General features: G+C 41.3%; 11 protein-coding genes. 1 reads left to right on the top strand and 10 read right to left on the bottom strand.

Annotation, left to right across the window (positions count from 1 at the left end):
* Positions 1-57: 57 nt before the first annotated feature.
* From K6V21_RS06215 to K6V21_RS06185, 7 genes are all read right to left on the bottom strand, one after another.
* Positions 58-660, bottom strand: coding sequence for a hypothetical protein (locus K6V21_RS06215; RefSeq protein ID WP_224321249.1), 603 nt, complete (start codon positions 658-660; stop codon positions 58-60).
* Between the two features lie 13 nt (positions 661-673).
* Positions 674-1,300: a polymorphic toxin type 23 domain-containing protein gene (locus K6V21_RS06210; RefSeq protein ID WP_224321248.1), complete on the bottom strand. Its 627-nt coding sequence runs from the start codon at positions 1,298-1,300 to the stop codon at positions 674-676.
* 10 nt (positions 1,301-1,310) lie between these two features.
* A complete protein-coding gene (locus K6V21_RS06205; RefSeq protein ID WP_224321247.1) occupies positions 1,311-1,964 on the bottom strand; it encodes a hypothetical protein in 654 nt (217 codons plus the stop codon).
* Positions 1,927-8,565, bottom strand: a complete 6,639-nt coding sequence (locus K6V21_RS06200; RefSeq protein ID WP_224321246.1) for an FG-GAP-like repeat-containing protein — start codon at positions 8,563-8,565, stop codon at positions 1,927-1,929. Before K6V21_RS06200 ends, K6V21_RS06205 begins: the two co-directional genes overlap by 38 nt.
* 249 nt (positions 8,566-8,814) lie before the next feature.
* Positions 8,815-9,276 carry a T9SS type A sorting domain-containing protein gene (locus K6V21_RS06195; RefSeq protein ID WP_224321245.1) on the bottom strand — a complete coding sequence of 154 codons (462 nt, stop codon included), beginning with the start codon at positions 9,274-9,276 and terminating at the stop codon, positions 8,815-8,817.
* 12 nt (positions 9,277-9,288) lie between these two features.
* On the bottom strand, positions 9,289-9,678 hold the full coding sequence (locus K6V21_RS06190; RefSeq protein ID WP_195423212.1) for a DUF3244 domain-containing protein: 390 nt from the start codon (positions 9,676-9,678) through the stop codon (positions 9,289-9,291).
* 119 nt (positions 9,679-9,797) lie between these two features.
* Positions 9,798-11,438: a tetratricopeptide repeat protein gene (locus tag K6V21_RS06185; protein ID WP_224321244.1), complete on the bottom strand. Its 1,641-nt coding sequence runs from the start codon at positions 11,436-11,438 to the stop codon at positions 9,798-9,800.
* 714 nt (positions 11,439-12,152) lie between these two features.
* Here K6V21_RS06185 and K6V21_RS06180 point away from each other — a divergent pair.
* Positions 12,153-13,361 carry an ATP-binding protein gene (locus K6V21_RS06180; protein ID WP_224321243.1) on the top strand — a complete coding sequence of 403 codons (1,209 nt, stop codon included), beginning with the start codon at positions 12,153-12,155 and terminating at the stop codon, positions 13,359-13,361.
* 104 nt (positions 13,362-13,465) lie between these two features.
* Here K6V21_RS06180 and metK read toward each other — a convergent pair whose 3' ends face one another.
* From metK to K6V21_RS06165, 3 genes are all read right to left on the bottom strand, one after another.
* On the bottom strand, positions 13,466-14,758 hold the full coding sequence (metK, locus tag K6V21_RS06175) for a methionine adenosyltransferase (RefSeq protein WP_007211495.1): 1,293 nt from the start codon (positions 14,756-14,758) through the stop codon (positions 13,466-13,468).
* A gap of 301 nt (positions 14,759-15,059) precedes the next feature.
* Entirely contained in the window at positions 15,060-16,343 is a 1,284-nt protein-coding gene (locus K6V21_RS06170) for a histidine-type phosphatase (RefSeq protein WP_224321242.1), read from the bottom strand.
* 13 nt (positions 16,344-16,356) lie between these two features.
* Positions 16,357-18,048, bottom strand: coding sequence for a RagB/SusD family nutrient uptake outer membrane protein (locus tag K6V21_RS06165; protein ID WP_044262885.1), 1,692 nt, complete (start codon positions 18,046-18,048; stop codon positions 16,357-16,359).
* Between the last annotated feature and the right edge of the window lie 9 nt (positions 18,049-18,057).

Genomic DNA, 18,057 nt, shown 5'->3' with positions numbered 1-18,057 from the left:
AGTATTGAACATACAAATAATAAAATAAATCCTAAGACTCTATTTCTTCTTAAACAGCTACTTCGCTTGTTTAAGATGTTTCATATAATTTTCCCAGTCTTGCTCATTACACCAGAACCATTTTCTTTTAAGCAAGTTATCGTCCGGTTGAGGAATTTTCACACTAACAGGAACAAACCGAAGAGTATCGCCGATATCAGAAGGGTAACTTTTGGAAAGTTCTCTCTCTCTTTTAATAGTTGTATTATTGAAATCGTTTATACACAGCATCGTATTTTTATCGATAATTTTATACCACTTTTCTATTCCGCTTCCAGCATCATTTAGAGATTGAGTTTCTCGTATATACTGTATCTTTAAGGTATCTCCATAGATTCTATAAATTCCTATGAAATACATGGAAGTAAAACGTTCTTCTGAAAACTCTTTCAGCTTTTGCAATTCAAGATGATCACGTTCAGGATAATACCCTTCAACAACCAGTCCATTCTTATAGAAGAATGTACGCCGATTATAATAACCGTCGGTATTAATAAGGGTATCAATCCCTGTATACGCATCTGCATAACAGTAAGTAAATGCTTTTTTAACATCATTAGGAATCCCTCTGCAGGATGACAGAACATACAGTGCACATAAAATAAATATTACTTTTTTCATATTGAATACATTTTTATTTTCCCCATAAACTCAAAGGATTATAATAGCCCGAATAGAAATATCCGCCCGCTTTAAAGTTATCATAATTCAGGTAAAAATTCTGATTTCCAAAACCAGTTCGCCCGTGAATTCCGTTCTGCTGCAAGTCTTGGAACGCTTCATGGCTATAACCAACGCGCGTAATTTGATTTCCTCTTCTATACCCAATCCATACAGGAGCAGAGAAAACCTGTCCATTTTTCCAAGTACTATAGCCTTTATTTCTATTTTCACCCCATATTGGACTACGTGCATTTTCATCTTGTTGTTTCTGACTATCCGCCTTTCCATCATTAGTATAGATATAAGACCCAAATGAAAAATTTCCAATACTCAATTCAAACGCATTTGTTCTCCATCTGTCACCATCTCCTCCTAAAGATATCATGTCATTTTGCAACGCAAAAGAACCACCTTTCCAATATGCCGTTATATTAGCAACTCTTTGTGCGTTCGATTTTCCGTCCGGACCTTGAGTCTTCCCATAATAAGTCAAACCATATCCGACTCCAACGCCATTATAGGTTGCAGAAGCATTCCATCCCCAATGATTATCACCCACTCCACACTCCAACACTGACACCAATGCTAAAGTCTCCATGAACTATTTTTTAATCTAATAATTTCTTTACAACCTCTGCCATCCATCCTTCATAATTACTTATATTATCCACGGACACTTCTTTAAAAACTATTTGTTTAATTTTCTCTCCATACTCGAACACAATAGCAGATTTCTCCGGATGCTCCTGTAGACGCTTATAAATCCTCTGGTAAATAACCTTACTCGAAGGATATGAAAGTCCTGCAGTATGAAAGAGGATTAGATCATTTTTCTTAAATAATATATCTATCAATATCGCGGCTTTTATTCTTATATGTATGATATTATCTGCATATATTTTATCATCCAAATTAAGTTCTTCAAATAAAAGATTGATTTCATTAGTAGAAAAGCCATACTTCTTCAATAAATTAGAAAGTCTTATATGCCTGAATATTCTAAAATTCTCAAAATAGATCTCTACTTTTTCTTCTATCCTTGTTTCGTCCATAAAAGGATCAGTATACTTCTTGCAAAAGATATTTAGAGGAAAAGTGCACTTCTTGTTTTGGGAAGATATAATTTTCCCAAAATTCGGTATTGCAGAGAAACATACATAAAATCTACCTGCAAACGCTGTAAATGAACTTATATTTCCCAGATTATATATTTTAAAATAATAATTATCTGGCGATTGGGAAGCTGTATGATCTATAACCATAATTCTTAGGATTATTAATAGTGAAATTTCCGTTATTCAGTAATGAATTAACAAATTTGTCATTGCCAGTTGATAAATAATATCTGATAGCAGCATTCATCCGATGGTTACCATCTGTAATGGTTCGCACTCCTTCATGATAAAATCCCGCAGCACCAGATTTATCACTAAAAGTACCATTTTTCATCTGTTCATAGTACATATCTACTATATCCTGCTTTACACTTTGTTGTGCACTACGCAAACCTAATTGCGCTGCTGTTTGCTGTATTTGCTTACTTTGATCAGAAATACCTGTCCAAATATCCACTTTATGGTCCAGCGAATAGTTTGCTGCAGCTCCAACCGCTGATAATCCGCTTGTCATAAAGCTCATCTTGGCACCACTCCACATCCCATCAAGAAAGGAAGTATTGGGATCATCATCAACTTCAGCCATCACACCACCCATCAAAGTACCGAAAGGCAAACCGGAAACTTCATGAGTAATTAGATTCTGAAGCATTGGAGATTTTATGTTTTGGGTAAGTTTCTCGATAGGACCGACAAACCGACCGGCAATCTCACCGCCAACATAAGCCATCGTACCAGCCATTATGCCATCAAACGCAACTTGTTGCAGGTTGATATTCTTCCACCCATTGTTAAAACCTTGACCAATCGCAGAGTTTGCAGCACCGGTACCAGCAGCAATACCAATAGCGGCACCGGGGAAAGCGGCAGTCAATGCACCGGAAACTGCACCGGTAGCAAAATAAGATAATCCTTCCCAGCTTAAATCCGCACCATTGGCAACCCAGTTTATTGCTCCTCCAATAACTGCACCAATAAATAGATGCCAGAACTCTCCATCCGGATCCGTATATATTAACGGATTATTCAAGCAATAAGTATATCGATTGAAATTTTGTGAGAAATCAGGCATCTGAACAAACGGATCAGGACTCAAGAACCGAGCCAGCAACGGATCATACATACGGCCATTCATGTCTATCAGCTTGAACTCATCCAGATGTTCATGTCCCGTATAGCCACGGTGGAACTTGAAGGTGTTATTAGCTACCGTACGTCTGCCCCAAACATCGTATGAAGCCTTGAAAACCTCAGTACCTGCATTATCAGTCAACTTCACAACACTGCCCAAATGGTCTTTGTGGGCATAATAAATCTTATCAGACTGGCCGGATTGTTTCACATATACCGCTACCAAACCGTTATTGCCACCAAGATAATATAATTGTTTCGTTACACTGCCTTCGGTGACCATCTCATAATCGCCCGCATATACAGTCGTACGTGCAACCGCATTGTTCGTCTTCAACGTAGATTTCCAACGTTGTCGATCAGGACCATACGTGATGTTCAACAGGTAATTGTTCGAACCGACCGTTTCACTGATGGAGGAAACTTTATCAAATGCAGTATACGCAATGGTCTGGTTATTCTCGGAAATCAGGCCGCCGGTATTGTCAACGGTACTTACCGCATGAGGTTTGTCATAACTGTATGAACCCAAGCCTGTTTTAGAAACAATATTGCCATTGGCATGATAACCCATGTTCATGACTGTAGAACTACCTTGCTTCACAACAGTCAAACGATCTGCGCTGTCATAAGTGAAGGTTTCCGTTTGCCCAATCATACCCGTACGCGAAGTAAGATTGCCTGTAGCACCATCAAACACATAGTTCATATTATGCAGCGACGTAGTACCTTTCATCGTCTTCAGGTTACTAAGTAAGCCTTGCGAATTACGGGTTTCGGTAGAAATCAATGTACCGCCAAGTTTGGTAGTAGTGACAGTTCCGGTAGTTCCCGTGAGTTCCCAGATATTTTGCGTACCTGCCAGCACCTGTCGCAGATTACCATAAGCGTCATAGTTGCGACTGACGGTCAAAGATCCAGGATAGGCAATATTACTCAGCTGCCCCTGTGAGTTATAAGAGTAAGTAAATGCCAAAGCACCTGTTCCTTCTATTTGACGCGTCTCAGTCCTCGTACGACCGTAATTGTCATACGTGTAAGTCGTGTAATTATTACCCGTCTGTTCCTTTGTCAGACGCAGCAAGTTGTTGCCGGACGTTCCATAGGTATAGGTAGTAGTTACACCATCCGTTGCGGAAGAGGTCATACGCCCCAGCACATCATAGGTATTTGTCGTGGTTTTACTTTTCCCGTCAACCTGAGTTTTCAATCGTCCGGCAGCGTCATACGTATAGGTTATGGTACCTGCATTGGGATCGGTCAGCGTCTTTTGCTTACCCGTGTCATAATAGGTCATAGTGAAAGTAGCTCCACCTGTGACTATCTTTTGAGGTTTTCCCAGTGACTTATAAGTATAGGCAATGCTGGAAACCGGATCGGTCACGGATTTCACTCCACCCCAGGGATCATAAACTCGGGTATAAGTTTTCCCGTTTGTGGTACTCGATACTGTATGGTTCCCATAAGCGTAAGAAACGGATCTCCCTGCACTGCTTGTTTGGGTCAGCACTCGCCCACGAGCATCATACGTATAGTTCTCCGTCGTGGTAAGATTGCCAGTTTCTGTCTTTTTCTGAGTGATCAGCCCTTTGTTGTTATAAGTCGTAGCCTCTTTAATGGACATACTTTTGGGACCGATTGTTTCTACCAATACCTCACGCCCCTGATTGTCGTACCAAGTTTTTACCCAGGGCTCTCCCGTAGCTTGGGCAAGCGTAAAGAATCGTTTACTTGAATTGACATTCCAACCACTCAGATAACTTCTCTTAGTACCGTCGGGAAAAAGAGTAGACAGTCTGTTCCCCCATCCATCAAACGTATGCCTAGTTGTTAACTTATTGGAAGTATCACTTTCGTCAGTTTCCGTCAAGACATTTCCCCAAGTATCATATGTATAAGCAATAATGGATGACGACGGATTAGTAGAAGTTTTAGCGATAAAACGTTTCGTTGTATCATAATCATAGTTACTGGTAAGGGCGGAAACTCCAGAGCCACTGATTTTCTCCGTCTTCACGTTTCCCCAAGTATCGTAGGTGAATTCAGTAGTTAAAGGCAAAGAGGAACCATAATTTTCAACAGTCTTCGTTTTATATCCTTTAGAGGTATCATACGTGATTTCCGTCTTCTGCGTGAAAGTCGACGAGTCATCCGTATGCTTCTGTACCTTTGTGATCAACTGGGGCTGATAGATTTTTCCGGCAAGGATATAGTTGCCATATTGAACAGTACGATACATATTATTGCCATAGTCTGCCTTTTCCTGGGTCATGTAACCGTAGGTAGTATTGAACTGACGAGTGGTAGTAACCATATTGCCATCCAAATCCTTCTCTGTAGTAGATGAAGGGTAAGCAAAGTATTTCCTGGAGCCTTTATCCACGATAACCAGCGTAGAGTTAGTTTCAGCCGTACTGCCGTCTATGGTATTTTTAGTATAGGTAACAGATGGTATGTAGAAGGAAGTATTCCATGCTTTTACACCAGATTCAGAAACTGTCCCCAACGTCATATTCTCAGCTATCATGGAAGACATTCCCAACAGCCCTTTTCCTTGCAAATGCATTTTAAGGCCACTGTACCGATAGTTAGTTATCATTGTTCTGCCTGCCGCACCATTATCCGAATTTACTTTCTTTACTACATGCAAAGGCAAAGTATAATCGGCAACAGGATAACTGCTACCCGTACCTTTGGTATAGATACCGCCATTGACAAGGGAGGCATAAGTAATATTCGTCACACTACCATAGCCACCGGTAACAGAAGTTACCTTACCTTTGTCTGTATTGTAACTACTATTAGGGTATAATCGCCATACAGGGTCTCTGTTTGAATTACTACTATTATAACAATTGTAACCATAATTCATCAGTTCCATCTGACCGTCACCGTTGAAGTCACCCACCAGATAGCGGGATGAAAGAGCATCTTCATCTCTGTTAGAAGTCGCCGAACGCACTATGGTAAGCGCACTTCCTGTAGAATGCATCCAATAGGTATAAGTTTTATTGAACTCACCCCAAGAACCTTGAAATATAGCGCTCTTCTTATCATACATGGCCTTGGTTATCACCACATCCGATTTCCCGTCAAGATCGAAATCATATATAAGGCAATCAAACCTTGAATCATCTTTTGAAGTGAAGCTCTGATCGTAAAGCCCTAATGTGCATGCCTGCGACTTAGTAAAAGTTCCATTGCCATTATTCAAGGCAAAATACCAACTACTTTCACCGGTACTGTTCATTAGTATATCCATTAAGCCATCACCATTAAAATCACCGGAACGAATCATCCACACCTTAGAGACATTGGTTCCTGTAGTCTTCTTGGCATCCGAAAAAGTAGTTCCCGTAATTCCATTACCCTGATTCCAAAAAATGGTATAGCCTCCATTATAAATTATCATCATATCTTCCAGCCCGTTACCGTTAAGGTCAGATACGAATACCTTATCGGGATTAGAAGGCAAGGTAAGGCTAAATGCCGTGCGGTATAAAGATGTTCCGGAATTATGTCCAATAATCTCGCCCGGATACTTGTTGCCACTGTGTCCCTTTTCTATGAAAACGATATCTCCTTTTCCGTCATTATTAAAATCACCGGTAGCATAGGCGGGCATTTCACTACTGTGCTGCAAGTTGTATCCGAAAGCCCCCTGAACCGTGTTTCCATAAACATAAAAAGCTATTTGCTTCCAATGATCATTGATGCTTACATGTGGTACTACAAATTCATTCAGACCGTCTCCATCAAAATCGATGACGGACGATCCCGCTTTGTATTCTTGCATGTCAGACAATTGAAAACTTGCTCCAAGACGATAATTCGTTCCGTCAACAAATCGGACATTTCCGGAAGAATCCAATGAGGCCCAATATATATAAGCGTAAGTATCATAGGTCCAAGAATTCGTACCTGTCGGTATCTTTACAGGAGAGATTCCCATCATATCCGTCAAACCATCTCCATTGAAATCACCAGCAATAAATTGCTGTTCAGAAAATGCGACTGCTGGATAAACAGAAGCAGCATTCACTTGAGGAGAAACAGGAATACTATATAGGGAAGGCAAATAAGACCAATTTAGCTTAACTGGTTGCATAACATCGCCGGCACCATTCCTCTCCGTAACACTTGTCAGACGTGAATATTTAGTACCGGAAGCATCACCGGTGGTATTGTATTGCAAGTCATAAACACGGTAAACCGAATTTCCCGTTTTGCTTGTAATGGTTTTCAGCCTACGATCCATGGTTCCTTTTACGCCTTCAATAACAAATAGTTGCGGATCATTGGAGCGAGTTTCATAACTGAAAGTAACCGTATTCTGTAAACCAGTACTCCCATTCTTATTATTTCCATACATTATAGTGTTGGGGTACATGCAGTAACTCCACTTATTATAAGTATAATTCATGTAATTACCCAACGGATCTTCCACGTAATCCAGATACCATGCATAGATTCTGGGGGAATTACCGGCTGTGTAGCTTTGTCGAGCACCGGTTGTATTTCCATAATAGCATATCTGCCCGGTAGAAGACTGCACTTCAAACCATGTATTAGCTGTAGAAGCAGTATATGTGCCATGAACAATCACTTTTGTAAAAGGATCGGATTCCAAATAATATATGGCTCCCTCTTGCCCTATAGTGCCAGAAGAATAAATCAAGCGTTTACCGTCCAGATAATAAGCCTCATCGGCGGAAAAAGTCAATGCCTTGGCTGTACCGTCATGATACATATCCTTCGGACCGCGAGTTATAACTGACATTCCCGACAAATTACATCCCCAACCCAACATTCCATTTCCCGCCTGACTATTATAAACGATAGCAAGCGTAGGTTGCATGCCTCCTACACCTTGCGGAATTTTAATAGGAATTGAATACGTAGCTGCTCCGGTAGCCGATACATCAAAAGTTCCACCAAGAGAGCCAACGGCTTCCTGTTCCGCACTATATGTGATGGGAATGTCCGGATAATCAAAATCTTCCGAGGCATATCCGGTAATATTGGTAGTAATAAGTTCCGCTGTATCATATCCTTCCGATACTATATAATAGGTGCCCGGTTCTAAGGTTCTCTGTATAAAAGCATGAGAGGATGAAGAACAGTGACCATCATCTGAATAATAATCATTGGAAGCAATGACACCTCCCGCGGCATTCAACAGATAGGCGCAAGTTTCATAAACCATTGATCCGCAATGAGTTATTGTTACAATCATTTTACGGGTTAATGTGAACTTATAAAAAACATCCTCTTGTTCTCCGGCTGCATACTGATTAGAAAAAAGATTCATATTCTGTATATCAGAATAGTCAAAACTCTTGTTGTAAGTACCGGCGTCAATAGCATTCTGCTGACTATCCCCTTCTGAAGATAAAAACATCCCAGTTATTTGAGTAGTAATAACTCCGTTCTCTTCATATCCTTCTGCCACGACGTAGTATGTGCCGGCATCCAGTATCTTTGATAAATAAGCCTCTCCAGCACCACCGCCACAGCCTATGGAAAAGTCAGCATCATCGTTATAGTCAATTAATTTTCCGGAAGCATCCAAAAGGCTCAAATAGGTATCAGAAAGCTCTGATTCGCAATGCTTCATGATGACCTTCATCCTAGTACTTATAGTAAATTTATAAAAAACATCATTGGAAGGTCGCCCCGTATAATTGTTTGTAAAATCTTCCGTGTTTTGTGAATCTGAATAATCAAACTCAGAATTATAAGTGCCAACTTCAATTGGATATGATCTAGTATTTCCCTGTTGCGCATGGGCAATAAGTGGAAATAATAAAAAGGAAAATATGAATAATAAATGTGTTTTCATGGAGAAGTGTGTTTTAAGGTTATCTTATTCTTTAATTATCTTCCAACTGCTAATCTTGCCATTGTAGGCAACCTGCATGATATACATTCCCGGAGTCCGTTCGGATAAATCAATTTCATTGGATTGGGATATACCCGCCCACTGCTGCAACAACTTTCCGGTAAGATCATAGAGGGATATTCGAGCATTCTCAAACTTCTCAACTCCTGAGATATCAACTTTGAGCATACCACGGGTAGGGTTGGGATAAATAGTAACTTTAGTTTCCGAAAGCTCTTCTTCGTATACCGATGGCTCCTCTTCATCACTCAAAGCCCCCCTTGTCTGTACGACAATCTCCTTTTGCCGAGTCAACCGGTTTCCGGCATTGTCGTAGGTATATTTGATACGCTGCGCACAAATATCCAGACCTGCCCACATAGATAAAACTACAGATAGCAGAAATATAAGCGCTACCCGTTTAGATATCCGTTTATCCTTTTTCATAATGCGTAATGTTTATTCGATACTGAATTCTCCTGATAACAAGGTTTCTCCGAAAGAAATTTCTAATAAGTATTTTCCATTCTCCACTTCGGACATATTCACAAATATATTGGTCGGAGTAAAGTACAATTCAGACTGAATAGTTTCACCTGTCAAAATACTTTTTACCGAAACCGTTACTTCAGTATATACGCAATCTAAATTAATAGTCAAAGCAGTATTATCAGGATTAAAATAGGCAAAGACATTCAATGGTTCTAAAGAACGTGTTCCGGGCTGTTGCGCTCCCTTTCCCTTAAGAGATTTTTTTAAATTAATCTGTTTGATAGATACCATTTGTTCTGCATAAATATTTAGAGAGAACAAAGCGAATAAGAGCGAAAGTAAAAATGTTGTTTTCATGTAGTATAAGATTTAATTATTTGATGCCTCGAATAAACACAACTTTCATCTAACAACAAAATATTACGTGGTAACAATGGTAACAGAGAAATCCAAGTATGTAACAGACAATATATAAATCACACATTATCAGACATAAATACTTTCTCAAAAAGTCCCTTATCCATTTTATTCTTAATTCTATTTTTCCGTGTTTTTATTGCGTCGGCAGTAGTATTCATTACGTCCATAACAATTTCTTTTGGACAATGAAGTATGATTAATACGCAATATAACAAATCATTCATAGTCAAAGAAGAACAACAAGCATTCAAATCCTTCATGATATCTGCAAATGCGCTTCTAATATCATCAAGAATCAACACCCTGTGGTTATGAATAATACTAATACGCTCTTTTGGTTTTGCTTTCATTAATTCTGTCAATTTCCTACCCCCCTCAGTTGATCTAAATAAAGAAATGCAAATATCAATCCTTAACTCTTTCAATTCATGCAACTTGCTATTTCCTTCTTCACAGATATCTTTTCCATGTAACAATATTTCTGCACGATTCTCCATCAGTTGTTTCTGTAAAACGATATATCTGTTCTTCCTGCATCTATCCCTCCACATCAATATAAGGCTTAATACTAAAACAATAAATAAGGATAATATAATCAGGAGATTCATTGTTCTTCTATGTTCAACAGAGAGTTTATACTTATGCAATTCCAATAAATGTTTATCCATTAACTCGTTAATCTCCGCACGGTCATTCATTCTCTGAATCGAATCATAATAAACGATGAAAGAATCAACATTTAAAATCGCATCTTTCCAATTAGAAAGCTCTTTATTGGCTTGATATATACTATAATAATTTGAGGTCTTTGTATATATATCAGAAGATTCCTTTCCTAAATTCCAATAATAAAAGGCTGAGTCTTTCTTACCCAGATTATACAAAATATCACCTTTCAAAGAATAGGCAGAGGTTAAGCTTTCTATATCTAACAAATAAGGCATGGCTCTTGAAATACAATCATTGGCCTGTCCATACTCTCCCTGCTCATTATAAACTCCGGATAAATTCTTATATATGGCGCCCAACAACACCGGATAATCCAGTGAAAGTGCCATTTCCAGTGCCTGTTGATAATAATTTAATGCACTGTCAAGTTGAAGTTCAAGCAAAAAAGTACCAGCAATACCATTCAGATTGTGAAATGCACGTAAAGTATCATGATTACTCACATTTATAGCATAAGCCTGCTTATACATGTTTCTTGCTGTCTCTTCCATATTTTGGTCTGTATAGCAATCTCCCAAATCGTTATATACCATCGACAAAAATACCGAGTCACCTCCTTGCGGCATAGTCCTCAATGACTTCAAATATAAATTTATGGCAGTAGATATGTCTTCTTGCTCCCGATGCACACACCCGCTATAAAAATAAGATTTTGCCAATCGTTCTCTATCACTGTTCTTTTCAAAATAATCCACAGCTACCTGTATCAAAGAATCATTCTCCAGCGACACATAATTCTTATACTTCGCCTGCGTAAGCAGCAAGGCATACCATGCCCTGTCTGTTGTCCCCATCTTCTGCGGTGCAGAAACCTCCTCCAATAATTGCAGCGAACTGTCAGGACGCGATTGCATCAACGAATCAGCCAATAACAGAATAGAGCTGACAGCATGAGAATCTCTTCCGCATGCCCCTAGCAGCATAGTAAATGATATAAAGAATAGGAAAGCGGGTAACAGTTTTTTCATGCTATATTAGACTTCTCGTTTCAATACTGCAAAGATAGCAACAAATCATGGAAAAAGCCAGTTAGAAAGTAAGCAGTTGAAACATAATTAGTATCACACTATCATTTTGACACTTTGTATTTCCAATTGCCTGAGAATGCATTATTCCCGAATAACTGACCATGGAGGTAAAAAGAAACAAACGAAATTCAGCAAGCCACAGATTATTAATAATATATCGAAATACTTACACTTCTTTTAGAGTAAAACACCACCCTAAAAACACAAATATAAGAGAAATAGCCAATACAAATAAGTGTATTACTAGTAAGTAGTAACCCTTTTGACCGTAAGTAGTAATGATATCACCTATAAGTAGTAACCCTTTCACCCGTAAGTAGTAACCCTTTTCTGCATAAGAAGCCCTAAAACACGCAAGAATATGCAGAAATAACGAATTTACATTCCTTATTTATTCACAGGATATCCTATAATGCAAGATTGACAAATGGGCATAATCACATAAAACAAAGAAATAGCATCAATTTGATTAAGATATCAATAAATAAAAATCAATTTATCATTTCACTCCACAAGCATTTTGCCCCCCTAAAAACAACCAAAGGAAAAGATTCGTTTGCCGGCAACAAATGAAATCATTTGCCAATAAACTATGAAATCATTTGCTAGTAACAAACAAAACAGTATATTTGCGAAAAAACAACTCTAAATAAGATGATTAGACAAGAAGAGATATCAGCTGTACTGGACGCACAAGCCGATATGTTTCGCAAGAAAGAGCAGGGTTTACCACGAGAAGCACTGATTTCAGTGCCTGCCATCCCATCGTTTGCCACTATCATTACCGGTATACGCCGTTGTGGCAAAAGCACTCTTTTGCGCCAACTGATGTCCCGGAAATATGACTCAGCGCTCTATCTGAACTTCGAAGACATACGCCTCGCCAACTTTGATACTGATGACTTCACCCGCCTGCAACGGGAAATTGAACGGCGTAACGTCCGCGTGCTCTTCTTCGATGAAATACAAATCATCCCTAAATGGGAAATCTTCATTCACCAAATGCTCAATGAAGAATATACCCTGTTCATCACCGGTTCCAACGCTTCCTTATTAAGCAGCGAACTGGGCACTCACCTCACCGGTAGACATATCCCCATGGAGCTATTTCCTTTTTCTTATTCAGAATATCTCTCTTTCAAAAGCCGCCCCGCAGACGAAGATTCACTCTTAAATTATCTGCGCGACGGTGGCATTCCCGAGTACGTGAAAAATGAATCTGAAATAATACTGAATACACTGATTGATGACATTCTGATACGAGATATTGCTATCCGTAATTCCATAAAAGACGTAAATTCACTGCGGGCACTGGCTGTATATCTGCTATCCAACATAGGGAACCTGGTATCAGCCGGTAAACTGGTGGGGATGTTCGATATAAAAGCGGCATCTACTTTTCTGGATTATTTCTCTTTCTATCAACGATCTTATTTGTTGGAATTTATACCTATATTCAGTTATTCGCTAAAAGTGCAGTCCCGAAACCCCAAGAAGGTTTACAGCATGGATTTAGGGCTGGCGAACGAAGCCTCTGCCAACTTCTCGGATAACACCGGACATAAACTGGAAAACCTCATCTTCCTGCATCTGCGCAGGAAACCGGGAAACATTTGCTATTACAAAGGAAAAGGAGAATGTGACTTTGTTGTCGCTGAAAAAGGCAAGGTATTGCATGCCATCCAGGTCTGTCACCAGATAACCGACCAGAACTTCGCACGCGAATATAACGGGCTGCTCGAAGCGATGAAAGCATTCAATCTGTCGGAAGGTATTATTGTAACAACTAATCAGACCGATTCTTTTGAAGAAGACGGAAAACATATCCGGCTGATGCCCGCCAATCAATTTTTACTATCATAGAATCAATAAGAAGCCGCCCCCTCCTTTCGCAATACGAAAGGAAGCAGGGCGGCTTCTATATAAATAGCTTGTAAAGCTACGCTGATTACAAAACCAGAGAAAGATTACAGACCGAAAGCGGCTTTCACCTTGTCCACGTAATCCAGTTTCTCCCAAGTGAAGAGCTCCACCTCTACATCCTTATTACCTTCGTAACGAGACTTGAAGTGCTTGGTAACAATCTGCGGCTCACGTCCCAGATGGCCATAAGCGGCAGTCTCCTGATAAATCGGATTACGAAGCTTCAGGCGATCTTCAATAGCCTTCGGGCGAAGATCAAAAAGTTCATCTATCTTCTTCGCAATCTCACCATCGCTCATGTTTACATGACCGCGACCATAAGTATTGACATAGATATTAATGGGACGAGCCACACCAATAGCATAAGACACCTGTACCAGCATTTCGTCAGCTACACCGGCTGCCACCAGGTTCTTGGCAATATGACGGGCTGCATAAGCGGCACTACGGTCTACCTTACTGGGGTCCTTACCGGAGAAAGCGCCACCACCGTGAGCACCTTTACCACCGTAGGTATCTACGATAATCTTACGTCCCGTCAGACCGGTATCTCCGTGAGGTCCGCCGATAACGAACTTTCCGGTAGGATTAACGTGATAGGTGATATGGTCATTGAACAATGCAAGTACTTTCTCTGCATGAATAGAAGCAATGACACGTGGCATCAGGATATTGATGACATCCTGACGGATAGTGGCAAGCATTTCTTCATCCGCTTTCAGCTGGGCGGCTTCGCTGTCGTCGGCAGGCTGGATGAAGTCATCATGCTGGGTAGAAACTACAATCGTATCGATGCGGACAGGCGTACCGTTATCATCGTATTCAATAGTTACCTGACTCTTGGCATCCGGACGGAGATAAGTCATCTCTTTACCTTCGCGACGGATGTCGGCCAACACTTGCAAGATGCGATGTGCCAGGTCGAGCGAAAGAGGCATATAGTTTTCTGTTTCGTTAGTAGCATAGCCAAACATCATGCCTTGGTCGCCTGCACCCTGCTCCATAGGGTCCTGACGTTCTACACCACGGTTAATGTCGGGGCTTTGCTCATGAATGGCGGACAATACACCACACGAGTTACTTTCGAACATGTACTCGCCTTTGGTATAGCCGATTTTCTGAATTACTTCGCGCGCAATGAGTTGCAGATCAACGTACGCTTTGGTTTTCACTTCTCCAGCCAGTACCACCTGTCCGGTAGTTACCAGAGTTTCGCAAGCTACTTTCGAACTGGGGTCGTAAGCCAACAGTTTGTCAAGCACAGCGTCCGATATTTGATCGGCCACTTTGTCGGGGTGTCCTTCTGACACCGATTCGGATGTGAATAAATATCCCATACTTCTAAATTAAAGAATGAATAATTAAAGAATGAAAAGCGGGGACCAGGTGAGTAGACATGCATATCCCGATGCTCGGAGCATCGTCAGAAAAGGATGTGTTTTAGCATTTTTTTCTGTGGTTGCAAGCTACTCAAATCTTTCCACATTTCATTTTCGGGTGCAAAGATAAAGGTTTTCTTATGAAATAGCATATAAACAGGAAAGCATTAACATTATATTAGCAAAAGAAGTGTACCGATATCCCATCGGCACACTTCCCAATTAGTAGTCTCAATATTGTTAACTTTAAAACTGTGCTTTATTTCAATAAGTTCCGGTAGTAGCTCTCCACATCGCTCCATTTATAGAAAGGAAACTGGTCGGTCTGTACCGGAATGTGTACTTCATGTTCATTATGCAGTATCTTAACCAGAATATCGTCCGCACTTCCTTTTTCATTCCGGAAGAAGGCAATCTGCACATTAGCGGCCATAGGGACTACCTTAAAGTCACTCCACACTTTATACACCTCGTAAGGATCATCTACGGCAACATTACAATTCTCTATCTGCATCAATGCCACCAAAGGAATCACATTGCCATCATGCCCGAAGCGAAGGGTAGCGGCTATGCCTCCCTTTTGAATAGCCTCATCAGCGCTATCCAGAATATTCTGCAACAATGATTTCGCATTGGCTACAACAATCCCTTTCCCGTCGGCATGATTTGCATTGCCCACATAGAAACGATAGTTGATGCACTGCCACAAATCAAACAGTTCCTGGGGCTGAAACAAATCATAGAAAGAAACCTTTGTCTCTGCATTCTGCATATCACTCGCCACCCAGTACATACCCCACATCACTTCCTTCGGATTCACTTTCTTCAGTATGAAACGCTTGTCCTTAAATAAAGAAGCAATCAACCGGTCGGGATTGGTGTGGACATCTTCAAACTTTCTGTATTCTTCAGCCCACGGACCGTCAGTGGAAGAAGTAAAGCGGTTGGATTCGTCCGTGTGGTAATTCAAGTAGTCCATATACTTATGGCTGGCCTCATAAGAAATGCGCAGATTGGGATTCAGCTCCTTCAAACGATCACCAAAAGCCACCATACTCATCGCACAACGCAACACAACGGTAGAACGGGCAGAAATAGAAGGGCTGCCCTTAAAGGCTTCAGGAAATGCAGCATACATTCTTTCCGCAATTCCACGGTGCTGACGGACACCTAATGGGGTCAGATCACCTCCATGGCCTTCCGCTTCTTCCCACACCTTCAGCAAACGCTGCCGGGCATCTTCTCCCAAGTCGGAAAGTGCACCCTCACGATGCGCTTCTTCAAAAAGGTCCACCAGCCATTTATAATCACGGTCGCCAATCAGATAACGGGAACCATGCCGTCCATAGTGGCTCACATAGAATGGTTTATATCCTTTGGGAGCCCGGGTCTGCGGGGCGAAATCAAGCGGATAGGCCCAATAGACTCCACCCGTTTTCTCAATAGTGGAAAACATCTCTTCTTTGGATGTCTGCGCCCCAAGCGGAACACAGCACATCCACATCATACCACATAACAGTAATTGTTTCAGTCTCAGTCTCATTCTATATCTTCATTTATTGTTTATAACCGTCATTCTGATTCAACGCCGGGTTGTTGGTCAATTCGCTTTCCGGTATCGGGAACAGCTGATACTTGTCGTCCACATCTCCTCCCAGACGGATACCATTCTTCCAGTCCCAGTTATTGCCTTTCGTATATTTACCGAAACGGATCAGGTCGGTACGCCTGGTCAGCTCGGATGCCAGTTCTTTCTGACGCTCGCTCAGGATAAAGTTCAAAGAAAGCTCATTGAGGGCGATTTCTCCTGAAACATCCGAACGAACGCCGCTCTTCGCATATTTACCGGACATATACGCTCTGGACCGAACTTCATTGACGTAGCCTAATGCTTCCGTTTCCGTACCATTTGCTCCACGCAAGATAGCTTCGGCAGCCATCAGATAGGCATCGGCTGTGCGGAACAACGGGAAATCAATAGAGGTATAAGCATCGCCCGAAGCACAGAGCTGATCATCCTTGGTCACGTTTCTCCATTTGATATAGCCATAACCACAGGTAAAGGTGCTGGTCATGTTCAGTTCCGAGTCCCAGGTTTCCTTCACCTGATTCGGAAGGGCGGTCATGAACTGGGCACGTTTATCTTTCTTTCCGTTACCCCAGGTATCATTGACATCAAACGCCACATCATCCGCATCAAAGGCGTCTACCAGTGTCATCTTGGCACGAACATTACCCCAGCCTCGCGAACCGACTCCTGTCTTATACAATTCGTCCATCGGACCATTCACGAAAGCTTTTACGTAGAAGTTTGTTCCGGCTGAACTTTGGGCACGCTGTCCGTCCTGTACCAACCCCCAGATGATCTCCTTGCAGGTTTTGTTATCCGCCAGGAAGATTTCACGATAGTCAGAAGCCAGCGGATAGTGTCCGTCTGTAACTACCTTCTTCGCATACGTATATGCCTCCTGGTATTTATTTTCATGAATCCAGGACTCGGCATTCAGATACATACGTGCCAGCAGGAACCAGTCGGCTACACGGTCAATCCGTCCGTATTCGTTTTCTCCCGGAGCTTTCAGTTCATTCTCAACAGCCAGCAATTCACTTTCCGCATATTCAAATATCTGCTTACGGGTATACTGAACCGGAATTTCCTTCACACCTGTATGTTCGTCAACATAGGGCACGGAACCAAACAAATCACAAAGCATGGAATAGCAGTACGCACGTATAAAACGTGCTTCGGCTCTGTAACCAATGTATTCGTCCTTCATTTCTTCCCAAAGTCCTCTATCCTGTAACTTCCCTTCGGTACATTCGCGCAGCAGCTCGTTACAGTAGGCAATGCTCATATAAAGCCGCTGGTAAGTCCAGGTGACAACAGAGGCATTGGAGGCATCCCATTGCAGGTTCAGGCACTTACGCAGACCGTTTGAGGAAGAAGGCATCAGGAAGTTATCCGTACTCATCTCCTGCAGGTAGAACAACAGACGCACATAACCGGAATATCCTTCATTGGCACCTTCCAAGTCGCCATTGCCGCCATCGCCACCCTGCTGTCCTGTCAGGATCAGAGATGAATAACACTTGGCCAGCACGCCTGTATAGCCGTCCTTGGTCTTATATACCTGGTCGCTCACTAACTGGTTATTATCCAGTGGCATGGTATCGAGGTCACCCAGGCACGAAGCCAGAAACGTGACCAAGAAAAGTAGATTGAATGAATAGGCAATTATCTTTTTCATATCGCATAG

It is taken from the genome of Bacteroides cellulosilyticus (assembly GCF_020091405.1).
Classification (GTDB): Bacteria; Bacteroidota; Bacteroidia; order Bacteroidales; family Bacteroidaceae; genus Bacteroides.
Note: the sequence above shows the minus strand (reverse complement) of the source record. Positions and strands in the feature narration are given on the sequence as shown.